Consider the following 15,315-nt stretch of genomic DNA (forward strand, 5'->3'; position numbering starts at 1 on the left):
GAACCCGAACTAAAAAGCAATATAGTGCCGAGTCACCCTATTGGAGATATCGGGTCAATCCTTCTACATGCTTTGGCGATAAAAACGGGATAATCTACATGACGACTAGTCATAGATACGCCGAGACATCAAATCATGCCCACTACTCTTTTTTTCGTGCATAGAGGTGCCTGAATGCGGAGGCATCAAATCGAGGAATGGCTATTTGGTGGTTTTTGTCGTGCACAAAAGCAAATGGCACAATGGCTGTCTTTCTGGGTCCTACCTTTTCGTCCGAATAATGCGTATGACAAATGTAATACCACCCCTTGTCATTTCTGAAGACGTCTCCATGTCCTGTACCTGCCCAATGGGTGTTGGCCATGCTCAGAAGTGGCGATTCCCCTATCCTTTCCCACGGACCGTACACCTTGTCCGCTACGGCCACTCCCACAGCATATTGCTTGTTCCTGAAATCATTGGCAGAATAGAATAGGTAATAACGTCCTTCGTACTTTATTACAGTAGGCCCCTCCACCACGGGCCAATCCACTTCGTCCGTATTTTCCCATTTTAGCTCTGCATGGATACATTCCTTTAGCGTGCCAGCCACTATACCCCTATATCCGTCTTCCAGTTCTGCCACGAATATGCGGTTGCCCGCTTGCAGACGCACATGGAACAAATAGGTTTTGCCGTCATCGTCATGAAAAATAAACGGGTCGATTTGCTTACCATCCGCTATTAAAGGTTGCTGTTCAACTTGCGCAAACGGCCCAAGGGGAGAACTGCCAGATGCTATTGCAATATTTTCATTGGCCGTATAAGCCATATAAAATCTGCCTGCATGTTCCCACACTTGTGGCGCCCAGAAGCCCCTGTCACCATAAGCAACTCGGCTATGTAAGGCATATCCGTCTAGCACCCCAACCGCCTCTTCCCAATTTTCCAGGTCTGCAGACCGAAAGACTTTGATGCCCTGATGGGCATCATCGCCATCCGTACCATAAAGGTAATACTGCCCATCATGAAAAAAAATGGTTGGATCTGCCTGTGTAATCTGGACGCCTGTCTGATCCACTTTGGACAACTTGCGGGCACTACACGCCATTAGCAACATCACCATACCAACAAAACAGCAGAAATGACCGTATCTTTTAAGGAAGTCCATAACCTTCATATTGCTAATTGACGCCATGGCACACGATAGCGATGCCATTGGTACAAATATGGGCATTCGCTCCTAGAATGAAGGGACAAGCTTTATCAATAAATCGCCAAATTGTCTCAATCATTACGTTTGTCCACCTTCACAAGCTTCTACTTATACAACCTCCTCCTCACTTTGCTCAAAAACTCCGGCGTGAAACCAAGGTAAGAAGCAATATAATGCTGTGCCACCCTATTGGGGATATTGGGGTAGCGCTCCAAGAAATTGAGGTATTTCTCTACGGCAGAAGTGGTAACGGTCTGAAAAAGCCGCTCCTGCAAATTGGCCAGGTTGCGTTGCACCATAAGACGGAAGACCCGCTCAAACAGTGGGATTTCTTTCAACAGCAGCTCTTTGGTTTCCAGCGTGAGCAGCAGCAGTTCGCTGTCTTCCAAGGTCTCTATAAACAGTGTACTCGGTTTATGTTCTTGAAAACTAGCGATATCGCTTACCCACCAGTCTTCTACCGCAAAGTATAGCGTCAATTCTGCTCCTTGCGCATCTATGAAATACACCCGTACACAGCCCTTGACCACATAAGCCTCAAATCGACAAATCTCTCCTTGATGCAGCAAAAAGGTTTTTTTAGGCACTTCTTTATATTGGAGCAAGTTGTTGAAAAACTGCAGCTCCTTATCGGAAAATATACCGCACTTTTGCACATTAGCATTGATTCCTGCAAATTTATCGCTGTCATCCTTCCGTATCATAAATGTTCATCGCTATCCTAAATAATAAGAAAATATACCAGCGGTGTTGTGCCAGAAAAACAACAATCCAATGATGGTACCGCCCAGCACGCCGAAGAAATGGTTCCAATGGTCAACCATTTCGTCTGATTGCCTGCTCAAGCTCAACGATACCAATACGAACAAAAACAGCAAAACGGCAAGACCATTGAAATGTCCTATGGGCTGTATGTTCAGCATATATTTGAATGGATTGAGCAAGAGATGAATGGCCATCAAGCCCAATGCGCCCCCAGATGAGCCCATGCTTCGCACCCTTAGATTTCTTCTATGACGCCAAGAAGATCCTATATTGGCCAAAAGAGCGCAAAGAAAGAAGAAAAACAACAACAAGAACGGAGATTGCCGCTCCAGTTTCAAATCTTTCTCCAGTCCCATCCCCACTATCAATAAAACGAGAAGATTGAGCAAGAGGTGGAGTACGTTCTTATGAACCAAGGGTGCCGTAAGCAATGTATATAATCTTTCTTTTTTGTACAGGCTATAAGGTACCATCACCAACTTCGCAAACAGCGAAGGCTTGAGAAAACCAACAATACTCACTGTTACGATTAGCAATACCAATGTGATAGTAGCTGGATTGTGCTGCAAAAATGTAGTAAAAAAATCCATAAAAAAGCTTTTCCGATAAAAGTGCTAAATATAGGCAAAAACCGCTGGTAACTTATGTGTTATTCTTAATTTATATGGCGATTCAATACTTATATTCGCTACATAAATTTACTAGATTATAAAAATGAAGAGATTGTTTACTCCATGCTTAGTCTTGCTCGCGACTTTTTCATCGCTGGCCCAGACAGCACCGCAATGGATCCGTTATCCTTCTGTTTCACCCGACGGGAAACAGATCGCATTCACCTACAAAGGCGATATCTACACCGTTCCCAGCACTGGCGGCGAAGCCCGTCAGCTCACCGTGCACGAAGCGCACGATTTCATGCCCGTCTGGAGCAAGGACAGCAAGCAGATTGCCTTTGCTTCGGACCGATATGGCAATTTCGATGTTTTTGTGATGAGCGCAACCGGTGGCCAGGCAAAACGCCTTACCTACCATTCCAACGACGAAGTTCCCTACAGTTTCTCCCACGACAACAGTTCCATCCTTTTTGGCGGCGTTCGTCAAGATGCGGTATTACATCGTCAATACCCTACCGCTTCGCAGCCCGAGCTTTATGCCGTGCCTGTCGCTGGTGGCCGTGTAGACCAAATCCTAACCGTACCAGCAGAGTGGGTACAGGTAAGCAAGGATGGCAACAAACTGATATACCACGACAAAAAAGGGGGTGAAAACGAGTGGCGCAAACACCACCAATCGTCCATAGCCAGGGATATTTGGCTTTATGATAAAACGAATGATAAGCACGAAAAAATAACGACATTCTATGGCGAGAATCGAAATCCGCTTTTTGCAGACGATGAGCAAGGCATGTACTACTTAAGTGAAGAAGACGGAACATTCAACATATTCAAGTCTAGCCTTTCACAAAAGGGAGACAAACGACAAGTCACGCATTTCAAGAAATTTCCGGTACGTTTCCTGAGCAAGTCAAACAGCGACCTGCTCTGCTTTGGATACGACGGAGAAGTATATACCTTGACCGATGGCCAAGAGCCGAAAAAAGTAGACATTGCCATCCATGCACAGGACAAGAGCAACAATGACGGCATCGTCACCATCAGTAGCGGTATCAGGGAATTTGACATCTCTCCCAACGGAAAAGAAATAGCCTTCATAGCGAGAGGCGAAGTGCTGGTATCTTCTGTGGATGGCAAATTGACCAAAAGAATAACCAATACGCCAGAACAGGAACGCTTTGTAAAATTCACCCCAGACGGCAAGTCCATCATCTATTCCAGTGAACGAAATGGCAAGTGGCGTATCTACCAAACCACCAAAACACGGGAGGAAGAACCCTTCTTCTTTGCCTCCACCCTATTGGAAGAAAAGGAATTACTGAGCAATGAAAATGACAACTATATGCCCGCAATCTCTCCGGATGGGAAAAAACTGGCATTTATAGAAAATAGGCGCAGCCTAAAGGTGATGGACATTACGTCAAAACAGATCGTCACATTGCTCACGCCAGAGCAGTTGTTTTACATGCAAGATGGGGATCAATATTTCACCTGGAGTCCCGATAGCAAGTGGCTGCTGGCTACCTACAGGCCCACCATGTCCAATGGGGAAGTCGTGTTGTTGGATGCCTCGGGCAAGCAGCCTATGAAAAACCTCACCCAAAGCGGTTATAGTGACGGCAATGCCAAGTGGGTGAACAATGGTAAGCAGATGATCTGGTTCAGCAACCGCGACGGCATGAAGGCCCATGCCAATAGCGGGAGTTCGCAACGCGATGTGTACAGCTTGTTCTTCACTCAGGAAGCCTGGGATAGGTACAGTCTCGACAAGGACGATTTCAACCTGTTAAAGGAAATTGAAGATCTCCAAAAAAAGGATAAGGAGAAAAAGGACGACAAGGAGAAAAAAGAGGACAGTAAAGAAAAGGCGACAGTATCCGATCTACGCTTCGATTGGGATGGCCTCGAAGAGAGAAAGGCCCGCTTGACCATTCATTCATCCAGTCTAGGAGATGCCGTACTATCCAAAGATGGCGAAAAACTATATTATCTCTCCAGTTTTGAAAAAGGGATGAACCTATGGAGCACCAATTTACGCACAAAGGAAACCAAAATGGAGATTGCATTGAACGGAAGTTCCGGCAGCCTCGTTTGGGACAAGGAAATGAAGAACCTGTATCTCTTAAGTGGCGGTAGTATCTCAAAAATCAACCCAGAAAACAACAAAAGAGAATCCATCAGCTTTGCCGGTGATATACAGCTCGACAACGATGCCGAGAGAAAATATATGTTTGACCACGTGTGGCTGCGCACCAAGGGAATGTTCTATACACCCAACATGCACCATGCCGACTGGGAAGCACTGCGGCCCGAATACGCCAAATATTTACCCCATATAGGCAATAGCTACGAGTTTGCCGAAATGCTCTCAGAAATGTTGGGCGAGCTCAATGTGTCACATTCCGGTGCCCGGTATAGCCGCAATATCCCCGAGGCCGATGCCACCGCATCGCTGGGCATATTGATGGATTACAACTATAAGGACAAGGGCATCAAAATAGCCGAAATACTCCAAGGAGGTCCATTGGACAAGGCTAGTATGAAGGTGAAACCAGGAATGATCATAGAGCGCATAGATGGAACAGACATCGATACCAAGCAGGATATTGCAGCCTATCTCAATCGCAAAGCGGACAAATTCACCCTGTTAGATGTGTTCGATCCCGCAAGCGGACAAAAGCAGCAAGTCACCGTTAAGCCTATTTCCCTAGCGGCCGAAAATCAATTGCTGTACAAACGTTGGGTAAAGAAAAACCAAGCCGAGGTAGATAGCGCTAGCGGCGGAACCTTGGGTTATGTACATATTCCCGGCATGAGCGATGGCCCGTACCGCAATACCTACGAGGAGATGATGGGCAAATATGCCGACAAAAAGGCCGTCATCGTGGACACCCGCTTCAACAGTGGTGGCGACCTGGTCTCCGATCTGGCCATGTTCTTCACGGGCGAGAAATTCCTGGATTACGCCACCGAGGATCGTTCCGTGGGATACGAGCCTACGTTCAGATGGACGAAACCCACTTTGGCTATGTTCAACGAGGCAAACTATAGCGATGGACATTGCTTTTCCTGTGGCTATACCGATCTTGGCATTGGCAAGACCGTAGGAATGCCTGTGCCTGGCACCTGTAGCTTTGCCGGATGGGAGATGCTGCCCGATGGCACCCGTTGGGGAGCAGTGCCCATCAGCGCCAAGAACAAGGCCGGTGAGTGGCTGGAGAACAACGAGACCAAGCCCAGTATCGAAATCAAAAATATGCCTGGCATCATAGACCATGGAAGAGATCAACAGCTGGAAACAGCCATACACGAACTGGCTTCTGAAGTGACTAACTAAAAAAGCAGGCCTGAACCCTTCCTTTCTTTAAAGGGTTCAGGCCTTGCTTTTACTGCTTTAAAAAATGGAGCAAGGGCAAAAGAAAGCGTTCATAGGATTCGATATGAGGAAGATGCCCTATCCCTTCAATCTCTACAAGTTCCGCATTTCTTATTTTCTCGGCAGTTTCCCTGCCCAATTTTGGGTAGTTGCCAAGTAGTTCCTGCGCTTCCTTTGGTGCCTTGGCCTTGCCAAGAGCCGTTCTATCCCTTTGTCCTATGACCAACAACGTGGGCATTGATAGATTCCCGAACTCGTAGCAAACAGGCTGGGTAAATATCATATCATACAATAAGGCCGAGTTCCAGGCCACACGTGGATAATCGACACTGGCAAGCCAACCTGCCGAAAGCGCCAGCCACCTATCATATTCGGGCTTCCATTGATTGTCATAGTAAAAAGTCAGCTGATATTGTTTCATTTTTTCATAAGTCTGGGCCAATTCGCCCTCGTACCATTCCTCCACCGCTTGATACGGCACATGGATTTTCCAATCCTCCAAACCTATTGGATTTTCCAATATCAGCTTTTCTACCATATCGGGATAAGATAGCGCAAATCGTGTGGCCAACATGCCTCCCATAGAATGCCCAAGCAGACTGATTCTATCAATTCCCAAACTATCTAACAGGCCTTTTGTATTGCTTGCCAAGAGCTGAAACGTATATTGTATGCTCACCGGTTTAGAGGACTTGCCAAAGCCGATTTGATCTGGTACGATAACCCTATAGCCTTCATCGCTTAAATCTTTTGCCGTTTGTTCCCAATAAGCGCCATTGAAATTCTTGCCATGCAACAATACGACTACCCGTCCATTTGGTTTTTGTGGCCTCACGTCCATAAAGGCCATTTGCAAATGTTCACCCTGAATGCTTACGTGATGATATTTCACCTCAAACGGGTAATCAAATCCCTCCAGATTGGGCCCGTAATTGGATTGTGCACACAGTATGGGACAAAACAGTGTAAACAAGCAAATAATCCCTACATTCTTCAGATAATTCATAGTCAAGCAACTTTTTACTTATGTTTATTTATGTCGTTAATTAGTGCCTCCAGGCTTTCTTCCTCTGCAACGATACGTTCTGGCTGTCCACTAGCTTCATTCCTGTGCCACTTTACCAGTCGGATGCAACCTTCAGCCAATTCTATCCCCGTAATGGTACCATCATCAAAACAACAACAACCAGTATTGAAATAAGATGGCTTGAGGTGACCATAGTCCATTTGTAGAACATCGTACTCTCTCAATCTTCTAGGTATTTCCTTCAATATCCTTGCTTCCTCGTCTGTGTTTTTCTCCCTTCTGGCCTTATCCAATCTCAGGTACAGACGCTCCAGATGGCTCAATGAATTGAATACAGGTTGATGGGTATGCCCCGTTATCAATAAGAGGTTGTTTTGCCGGGCGCTCCATTCGTACATCAATTGATTGTGCACGGATTTAAGTCGATTGTCATGCGCAGGAGTATTGATATTGATTCTCAAAAAGCTTTGTAATGGAGCCCAAATATAGGTTACAAACCATACACTGAACTTATTGCCATCGCTCTGCTTATCCCCTTGATGTCCATGTGTACAAAAAATATCAAAATGATTGCCAGTAGGAAAATTCAAACGAATGACCATTGCCCCTAGCATCCTCACCGACCTTCCGTAAATCTCTTTCAGATAGATTGGTGCCAAGGGGTCTAAATGCCAAAAGACGTCATGATTGCCATATATCTTGGCCATCGCCTTTCGCCGGTGAAATTTTGCCTCGGCCGCAAAACTGCGCTTGTTCTGGGACATAATGCTGAAGATATTGTACTTCCAGAAATCTTCGCTATCCCCCAAATTGATATAATAGGCCTTTTGCTTGTTGTAGTAATTCAAAGCAGCCACATAATTGTCTTCGGCAGCCGCAAATTCGTCACTTCCTCCCTTATTTCCTTTATGCTGATCGCTCAATATGATGATCGGATTGCTTTTATCCATGTCCCATTCAAATAAACTATCGCTATCTGCACGCGTACACTGTTCATACAAATACGACAGTGACTCGAATACATCTTCCTTAATGGGAGCTGAAGAAACTTTATTGGCAAAATAGACAATGGGCTTCCGCAAGAAAAAATTAAGTACCTTTCTTATAGGATGAGCAATTATAGCAAGCAGTTTTATTATCATTCAGCCGTCTTTATCCACAAAAATGCAATCTTTGATATTAACTTCCCATTAAACTTGCAAGGTGGTATTCCATTAAGCATACTTCTCTTGCTCACCTACTACCCACTCACTGTATTTCCCTTTTATAGGATAAAATATACTTACAATTGCAAAAGCTGCCAAAAAGGAAAGCGACAGCCAATACCCCTGAATTAGGTAGTCTAGAAATAAGAAAGTCAAAAACATACGTGTCAACTCTATGTAATAGGCATAGCTCTTATGATCCAATAATGCTCCGCAATTAATCAAGGTAAGTACCAAGAGTACGCATATGAACACAAAAGACACCCCATCCATATACTTGTAGAGCAACACGGTAAAAAATAGCACAATCAAGGCCAATGCAAGCTGTATGTTGATGTAAGATTTATAAGTGGACGACATGGGAAGCTTATTCTGATAGATCCTCAGCCTTCTCTCCAGTATGGGCCTTATACGAGGGTTCATGCTTTCGGGTCCTCCAAATAACAGTTTCAATTTATTTTTCCACTTCTTCTCTCTGCCCATTGCCACCCAAATCTCCATGTAGTAGTGAAAATGCGCCCATAGAAAGCCATAGCTCGTAAGAGGGTGGACGATCCCGTAAGTGGGTTCTTCCTCCTCTTCCACATAAGTGCCGAAAAGCTTATCCCAGAAAATGAATATATCGCCATAGTTTTTGTCCAGGTATTTTTCGTTGGCCGCATGGTGCACCCGATGATGGGATGGTGTTACCATGATTTTTTCGATCCATCCCAACTTGCCTATCATACGCGTGTGCGTAAAGAAAGAATAAACCCCGTGCAGTAAGAGAATGGGGATTACCATATCGGGATGAAAGCCCACAAGCGGCAAGATGGACCAGAAAACCGTTCGAATAAAGGCCTGAAACAAGGTAATCCTCGCCGCCGCACTGTAGTTAAACTCTTCACTTTGGTGATGGACGATATGGGCAGCCCAGAAAAAATTGATCTCGTGCCCCAAGCGATGATACCAGTACCACACCAAATCGGTAGCCAACAACAAGAATATCCAAACATACCATTGCTTTCCTATTTCGAAAAGATGAAAGTGCTCGTAAACATAATAATAAACTGAATAGAAGATAGCCGAGAAAAAAAGATCGAACAGGCGATCAGCTATGCCTACAGAGAGATTGGCTACAGTGCTCTCGTATTTGAATACGCCAACCTTATTTGCCTTTTTGGAATAGAAATATTCTATCCAGATTATCAAAAGTATAGCAGGAATGCCTAAAGCGATATAATTTAGTTCCATAAGTTCTGTCCATTTATTCGTGTAGATACCCGCACCACTAAATCCAAAACTAATTAATAATGTCCGCAATGGCTTGCTTTTGGCACCGCAGACAAACTAAAAATTACTTAAAAAAAACAAAAGCTCGGATATACCGAGCCCTTGAAATTACCTTTGTGATAAGGAAAGGAAAAAATTGTTTTCATAGATAGATGTCCCTTTTGAAAACAATAGTTATGCCAAAGACAATGGCTTCTTATTCTTTTTTGCTCAATTGCGCATAGAATTTATAAAACAAAGGAATAGTTTCGATTCCTTTAAAGTAATTGGCTATATCGTATTTTTCATTAGGGGAATGCAAATTATCACTGTCCAAGCCAAAGCCCATTAATACTGTTTTCAAACCCAAAACGTCTTCAAAAAGCGACACAATGGGAATGCTTCCTCCACCACGGCAAGGTATCGGATCTTTTCCAAAAGATTCTTTGATGGCCAAAGCAGCTGCTTTATATGCTATGCTGTCCGTAGGCGTCACAGCGGGTTCTCCTCCGTGATGCGGTGTCACCTTCACCTGTACATATGCGGGTGCTATGGATTCAAAATGCTTAGTAAACAATTCTGTTATTTTATCACTTTTCTGATTGGGTACCAATCGCATGGAGATCTTGGCATAGGCCTTTGAAGGCAATACCGTTTTTGCACCCTCACCTATATAACCACCCCATATGCCATTCACCTCTAAGGTGGGCCTGATTCCGGTACGTTCTATGGTAGTATATCCTTTTTCTCCCCATAGTTCCTTGATGCCCAAGTCATCTTTATACTCTTCCTCCGAGAAAGGAGCATTGTTCAATGCCTTACGCTCTTCCTCGCTCAGTTCTTGCACATCATCATAAAAACCTGGTATAGTAATTCTATTGTTTTCATCGTGCATGGAGGCAATCATCTTGGCCAATATCGTTGCTGGATTGGCAACCGCCCCACCATATACGCCTGAGTGAAGATCACGATTTGGTCCCGTCACCTCCACTTCCACATAGCTGAGGCCTCGCAAGCCCGTTTCCAATGAAGGATGTTCCAAGCTGATCATGGCTGTGTCGGAGATCAAGACTACGTCCGCCTGAAGGCGCTCCGTATTTTCCCGGACAAATATTTCCAAGTTTTTCGAGCCAACCTCTTCCTCACCTTCTATCATAAACTTGATATTGCAGGGAATGCCCCCATTTTTCTGCATCACCTCAAAGGCTTTCACATGCATGTATACCTGGCCCTTGTCATCACAGGCGCCGCGAGCAAATATCTTACCGTCCCTGATGGTCGGCTCAAACGGCGGCGTATGCCACAACTCCAATGGTTCGGGGGGCTGCACATCGTAGTGACCGTACACCAAAACCGTAGGCAAGGATGCATCTACTGTTTTTTCACCATAGACAATGGGATTGCCAGCTGTAGGACAAACCTCTACCTGGTCGGCTCCAGCTTCCCGCAATTTTTCTGCTAGATAGTCTGCTGCTTTCAGTACATCTCCCTTATATTTGGAATCAGCACTGACTGATGGAAACCGCAACAAGTCGAACAGCTCATCGAGAAAACGTTGTTTATTATTTTCTATATATTCGTTTATTGAAGACATAATACTTTTGTTGGTTTCTTGCAAACCTACAAAAACAAGGGACAAATGTGAAAAAAACTTAAGTTCTGAGTTTGGCCAATAATCGGTAGTCGGTAGCAAAATCGACAATCCTACGATAAACAACCTTTGCAAATAGTTTGGCACGGGGATTCAAGATAATATTACGTTCTTCAGGGATCAACGCAGATGGAACGGAAAAGGCCACTATAGACTCATCTTCCAGCAACTGCGTCCCCAGCCATTGAGTATAATCGATATCTAAAGACCATGAAGGCTTCAACTTAGCCAAATCAACCTCAAAAAACGATGCCTTTCCATCAGGAACCTCCATCTCCAACAGCGCCAAATCTTGCATCTGCTCCAGACCTTGGGCATGTACGTATTTTTCCAACAAAGCAAGGGAAATGAATTGACTAGCATAAATACAGGGCACTTTTGGCGGGTTCCAACGTCCGCCATAGAGCTTAGCACCAATCCCTTCTCTATCGGCTATATAAGACCTGGAAGCTAAGCGATAAGCCTTCATACATAAACACCGTGCTCTATTCTTCCCAACTCGTTGAGAAGGAGTTTTACCCCCCAAAAGGATTTTAGGGAAGAAAAGCCCAATTCATTACCAAGAATATTTTTGGGATGCATTAGCCATTCTTTGAATGTAGCTGGAGATGCAAATATGGCCGCACTCTTTTGAGCCAACAGCTGGATCTGCATGAGATGCTCCGCATACAAACCCTCAAAAGGCTTTTCGTCTTTTATATACCGTTGTAGTGTGCGATCACTGATATGCAGGACTTCTGCCCATTCTGCCTGTGACAGCGGAAGAAGATGGTCCAGTTCCAAAAATGCACTCATAGAAAACAGGACGGGTTCTTGCTGACTATTTTTGACATAGGCGGCGACCGCCTCCGCCGCCATAGTAGAACTATAACCTGCGTCTTGTGAAGGATCGTTGTAATTTAATCTTTTCATAAAGCCCTCCCTACTTTTGTCGCACCAAGGTACGACTTTTTTTTCGGGTTTCAAATTTTTCTTTCCCTTTCCCAAAATGAGTAAGTTTGCAATTGCATGGCTAGCGAAAATCGATTTCTTCACCTGTACTTTCAGTCCTACAGAGGGCTATCAGGTGCTACTTGGATGCTTGCACTTGTCATGTTGATTAACCGAAGTGGGGCAATGGTCCTTCCATTTTTGGGAGTATATATGACAGCACACCTCAAGTTTTCCTTATCGGAGGCAGGCATTGTGTTGAGTTGCTTTGGCCTAGGAGCCGTGAGCGGCTCGTGGATTGGGGGATGGCTCACTGACAAATACGGCGCCTTCAAAATCCAGTCTGGCAGTTTATTCTTATCGGCACCCCTATTTCTTGTTCTTCCTTTGCTGCAAAGCCCTTTATCCTTAGCGATCGGCATGCTTGTATTGAGCTTGGTAGCCGATACATTTAGGCCTGCCAACTCCGTTTCTGTCTCACAATACGCCAAAAAGGAAAACCTTACGCGGGCCTTCTCCCTCAACAGAATGGCCATCAATCTAGGTTTTTCCATTGGCCCAGCCCTTGGAGGACTACTGGCCGGCATCTCCTACAATTTCTTGTTTTATATCAATGGCATCACTTCCATACTGGCAGGTGTCACATTTTACTTATACTTCCGTAGCAAAAAGGCACGTAACGTCCTTAAAAAAGAACCAGAAGAACGAAGTTCCATCAAATCCCCATATAAAGATGGGCCGTTTTTACTTTTTTGCCTACTATGTTCACTATTTGCTATTTGTTTCTTTCAACTGCTCAGTACGCTTCCCCTGTTTTACAGAACGGATAAACTGATGACCGAAAAAGCCATCGGCCTTATTCTTGCCTTCAGCGGGCTTGTTGTATTCTCTTTAGAGATGCTCCTCGTACACATTGCGGAAAGAAAAATGAGCCCATCGGGAGCCATCGTGTTGGGTATCTTGTTATCTGGATGCTCCTTTTTTATGCTGACATTGCCAGGAGGCATTCCCATGCTATATGCATCCATATTTGTACTTTGCCTGGGAGAGATTCTGGCAATGCCTTTTACCTCTTCGGTGACGGCACAACGAAGCTCTACCGGCAACCACGGGGCCTATATGGGACTCAATTCATTGGCTTATTCCATTGCTCATATCATTTCGCCCACACTTGGCACCAAGATCGCATCCACTTGGAGTTTTGACGTACTTTGGTGGTCCACCACTATACTATGTTTAGTTACAGCATTTGCAATGCACAAAGTAATGAAACAAATGAAATAGCTCTATTAGCTAGAATTTGCTTTTCAAAAACATTTTCAGACCGATATGGGAAGTCCCTTGATATCGGCAATAAAAGTCGGTATGCGGTCCAGATAATCTTCCTTGTCCAGCAATTTGACAAATTCACTGCCGATAATGGCGGCGTCTGCATATTCAAGTGCCTGATCAAATTGCTCTTTGCCACGAATGCCAAATCCCATGACCAATGGATTCTTAAGCGCCAACGATTTCACTCTATTGAAATAGTTCGCCAAAGAAGTATCTACGTCAAGTTTATTGCCCGTGGTGGAAGCTGATGACACCATATAAATGAAGCCTGTAGTCAACTCATCAATTTGCCTGACTCTTTCCTCACTGGTTTGTGGAGTAATCAAAAAGATATTGGACAATCCGTATCTTGCGAAGATATCCTTGTAAAGTGACTCATATTCATATACGGGCAAATCCGGAACAATAATACCATCCACCCCCACTTCCGCACAGGATTGGCAAAAATGTTCTACACCATATTGAAGCAAAGGATTCACATAGCCCATGAGCAATACCGGAATATCTGTATATTGACGTAAGTCCTTCAGCTGCTCGAATAACAGCTTCACTGTCATGCCATTTTTTAATGCCTGCTCAGAACTATGCTGTATAGTGGGACCATCCGCCACTGGATCCGAATATGGAAAGCCTATCTCCAAAAAATCAGCTCCAGAAGCCGCCAGTTGCCTGGCGATTTCCAATGTATCGTTCAGCTTGGGATAGCCCGCCGTATAATATATAGATAATAGTTTTGAGCCTTCTTTTTCCTTAAACAATTTCTTTATCCTACTCATCTTTCAATGATTTAAAAACCGAAATACTTCATATAGTTGTCCAGATCCTTATCCCCCCTACCAGATAGGCAAACCACCACCTGTTCATTGCCCCGAAAAGTCATTTTTTCGAGTTGCGCCAATGCGTGAGCACTCTCTATAGCTGGTATAATACCCTCCAATCGCGTGAGTAACAAGCCCGCCTGCATGGCTTCCTCGTCGGTAATGCTCACGTACTCCGCCCTACCTATTTTATGCAAAAACGCATGTTGAGGACCTATGCCTGGATAGTCCAAGCCAGCAGAAATGGAATACGGTTCTACCACTTGACCATCGTCCGTTTGCATCAATATAGTCCTGCTTCCGTGCAACACTCCCTCTTTACCTAGCACGGACGTGGCAGCAGATTCTCCAGAATCCACTCCTTTTCCTGCTGCTTCCGCCGCTATGAGCCTAACCCCTTCTTCGTTGAGATAGTGATAAAACATCCCCATCGCATTGCTTCCACCCCCTACGCACGCAATCACAATATCCGGATTTTCACTGCCTGTTTGCTCCAAAAGCTGCTTTTTGGTTTCGGCCGAAATAATGGACTGAAATCGAGCTACCATATCTGGATATGGATGTGGGCCCACTACAGAACCAATGATATAATGGGTATCTACCGGATTGCTTATCCAGTCGCGCATGGCCTCATTGGTGGCGTCCTTCAGGGTCTTGCTTCCCGACACAGCCGGTCGCACTTCCGCCCCCATCATTTTCATACGTGCCACATTGGGTGCCTGCCGGGCCATATCTATCTCGCCCATATAGACTACGCATTCGAGCCCCATTAACGCACATACAGTAGCCGTGGCTACGCCGTGCTGCCCAGCACCTGTTTCAGCTATGATGCGGTTTTTCCCCAGCCGCTTGGCCAGCAGAATTTGCCCTATGGTATTGTTAATCTTGTGCGCACCTGTATGGTTCAAGTCTTCTCGTTTCAAGAATATCTTTGCTCCATAGCGCTCCGATAAGCGCTTGGCAAGATATAACGGAGATGGCCTGCCCACATAATCCTTCATCAGTTGGTCAAACTCCGCCTTGAAAGAGGGCTCTTCCATAATCTCCAGATAGCGTTTGCGCAATTCTTCTATATTGGGATACATCATCTCGGGGATATACGCTCCTCCGAAATCACCATAATAGCCCTTTTCATTCACCTGGTAATCCAT

The 15,315-nt window shown here is 44.9% G+C and carries 13 protein-coding genes; 2 read left to right on the forward strand and 11 right to left on the reverse strand.

The window, feature by feature from the left end; genetic code table 11:
* Positions 1–142: 142 nt before the first annotated feature.
* The 3 genes from A37S_RS23155 to A37S_RS0101245 all read right to left on the reverse strand — a co-directional run bounded on the left by A37S_RS23155 (position 143) and on the right by A37S_RS0101245 (position 2,550).
* Positions 143–1,150 (reverse strand): glycoside hydrolase family 43 protein, encoded by a 1,008-nt coding sequence (locus A37S_RS23155; RefSeq protein ID WP_211229700.1) that lies wholly within the window; start codon positions 1,148–1,150, stop codon positions 143–145.
* Between the two features lie 149 nt (positions 1,151–1,299).
* Entirely contained in the window at positions 1,300–1,899 is a 600-nt protein-coding gene (locus A37S_RS0101240; RefSeq protein WP_051292628.1) for a Crp/Fnr family transcriptional regulator, read from the reverse strand.
* A 12-nt stretch (positions 1,900–1,911) separates the two neighbouring features.
* On the reverse strand, positions 1,912–2,550 hold the full coding sequence (locus tag A37S_RS0101245) for a rhomboid family intramembrane serine protease (protein WP_028295421.1): 639 nt from the start codon (positions 2,548–2,550) through the stop codon (positions 1,912–1,914).
* Positions 2,551–2,674: 124 nt separating this feature from the next.
* On the opposite strand from A37S_RS0101245, the gene A37S_RS0101250 reads away from it, so the two are divergent.
* Positions 2,675–5,911, forward strand: a complete 3,237-nt coding sequence (locus tag A37S_RS0101250; protein ID WP_036600859.1) for a S41 family peptidase — start codon at positions 2,675–2,677, stop codon at positions 5,909–5,911.
* A 49-nt stretch (positions 5,912–5,960) separates the two neighbouring features.
* Here the strand turns inward: A37S_RS0101250 and A37S_RS0101255 are convergent, their stop codons facing one another.
* The 6 genes from A37S_RS0101255 to parS form a co-directional block, all read right to left on the reverse strand.
* Positions 5,961–6,956: an alpha/beta fold hydrolase gene (locus tag A37S_RS0101255; RefSeq protein ID WP_036600865.1), complete on the reverse strand. Its 996-nt coding sequence runs from the start codon at positions 6,954–6,956 to the stop codon at positions 5,961–5,963.
* A gap of 14 nt (positions 6,957–6,970) precedes the next feature.
* A complete protein-coding gene (locus A37S_RS0101260) occupies positions 6,971–8,119 on the reverse strand; it encodes a metallophosphoesterase (RefSeq protein ID WP_051292629.1) in 1,149 nt (382 codons plus the stop codon).
* A gap of 72 nt (positions 8,120–8,191) precedes the next feature.
* A complete protein-coding gene (locus tag A37S_RS0101265) occupies positions 8,192–9,415 on the reverse strand; it encodes a sterol desaturase family protein (protein ID WP_028295425.1) in 1,224 nt (407 codons plus the stop codon).
* Positions 9,416–9,650: 235 nt separating this feature from the next.
* The gene (locus A37S_RS0101270) at positions 9,651–11,027 is read right to left on the reverse strand and encodes a dipeptidase (RefSeq protein ID WP_028295426.1); all 1,377 of its coding nucleotides are present in this window, start codon (positions 11,025–11,027) and stop codon (positions 9,651–9,653) included.
* Positions 11,028–11,085: 58 nt separating this feature from the next.
* On the reverse strand, positions 11,086–11,553 hold the full coding sequence (locus A37S_RS26000; protein ID WP_028295427.1) for an RES family NAD+ phosphorylase: 468 nt from the start codon (positions 11,551–11,553) through the stop codon (positions 11,086–11,088).
* Positions 11,550–11,996, reverse strand: coding sequence for a type II RES/Xre toxin-antitoxin system antitoxin (gene parS / locus A37S_RS0101280; RefSeq protein ID WP_157278305.1), 447 nt, complete (start codon positions 11,994–11,996; stop codon positions 11,550–11,552). Before parS ends, A37S_RS26000 begins: the two co-directional genes overlap by 4 nt.
* A gap of 96 nt (positions 11,997–12,092) precedes the next feature.
* On the opposite strand from parS, the gene A37S_RS0101285 reads away from it, so the two are divergent.
* Positions 12,093–13,298, forward strand: a complete 1,206-nt coding sequence (locus A37S_RS0101285; protein WP_036600867.1) for an MFS transporter — start codon at positions 12,093–12,095, stop codon at positions 13,296–13,298.
* A gap of 35 nt (positions 13,299–13,333) precedes the next feature.
* Here A37S_RS0101285 and trpA read toward each other — a convergent pair whose 3' ends face one another.
* A complete protein-coding gene (gene trpA, locus A37S_RS0101290) occupies positions 13,334–14,122 on the reverse strand; it encodes a tryptophan synthase subunit alpha (RefSeq protein WP_028295430.1) in 789 nt (262 codons plus the stop codon).
* 11 nt (positions 14,123–14,133) lie between these two features.
* Positions 14,134–15,315, reverse strand: a complete 1,182-nt coding sequence (gene trpB / locus A37S_RS0101295) for a tryptophan synthase subunit beta (RefSeq protein WP_028295431.1) — start codon at positions 15,313–15,315, stop codon at positions 14,134–14,136.

The sequence above is a fragment of the Olivibacter sitiensis DSM 17696 genome (assembly GCF_000427965.1).
Taxonomy (GTDB): Bacteria; Bacteroidota; Bacteroidia; order Sphingobacteriales; family Sphingobacteriaceae; genus Olivibacter; species Olivibacter sitiensis.

Excerpts from the sequence above, each read along its gene's own strand:
- A37S_RS23155 (WP_211229700.1), bottom strand. The coding sequence starts at position 1,150 with ATGGACTTCCTTAAAAGATACGGTCATTTCTGCTGTTTTGTTGGTATG.
- A37S_RS0101260 (WP_051292629.1), bottom strand. The coding sequence starts at position 8,119 with ATGATAATAAAACTGCTTGCTATAATTGCTCATCCTATAAGAAAGGTA.
- A37S_RS0101250 (WP_036600859.1), top strand. The coding sequence starts at position 2,675 with ATGAAGAGATTGTTTACTCCATGCTTAGTCTTGCTCGCGACTTTTTCA.
- A37S_RS0101265 (WP_028295425.1), bottom strand. The coding sequence starts at position 9,415 with ATGGAACTAAATTATATCGCTTTAGGCATTCCTGCTATACTTTTGATA.
- parS (WP_157278305.1), bottom strand. The coding sequence starts at position 11,996 with ATGAAAAGATTAAATTACAACGATCCTTCACAAGACGCAGGTTATAGT.
- A37S_RS0101255 (WP_036600865.1), bottom strand. The coding sequence starts at position 6,956 with ATGAATTATCTGAAGAATGTAGGGATTATTTGCTTGTTTACACTGTTT.
- A37S_RS0101240 (WP_051292628.1), bottom strand. The coding sequence starts at position 1,899 with ATGATACGGAAGGATGACAGCGATAAATTTGCAGGAATCAATGCTAAT.
- A37S_RS0101270 (WP_028295426.1), bottom strand. The coding sequence starts at position 11,027 with ATGTCTTCAATAAACGAATATATAGAAAATAATAAACAACGTTTTCTC.
- trpA (WP_028295430.1), bottom strand. The coding sequence starts at position 14,122 with ATGAGTAGGATAAAGAAATTGTTTAAGGAAAAAGAAGGCTCAAAACTA.
- A37S_RS0101245 (WP_028295421.1), bottom strand. The coding sequence starts at position 2,550 with ATGGATTTTTTTACTACATTTTTGCAGCACAATCCAGCTACTATCACA.
- trpB (WP_028295431.1), bottom strand. The coding sequence starts at position 15,315 with ATGGATTACCAGGTGAATGAAAAGGGCTATTATGGTGATTTCGGAGGA.
- A37S_RS26000 (WP_028295427.1), bottom strand. The coding sequence starts at position 11,553 with ATGAAGGCTTATCGCTTAGCTTCCAGGTCTTATATAGCCGATAGAGAA.
- A37S_RS0101285 (WP_036600867.1), top strand. The coding sequence starts at position 12,093 with ATGGCTAGCGAAAATCGATTTCTTCACCTGTACTTTCAGTCCTACAGA.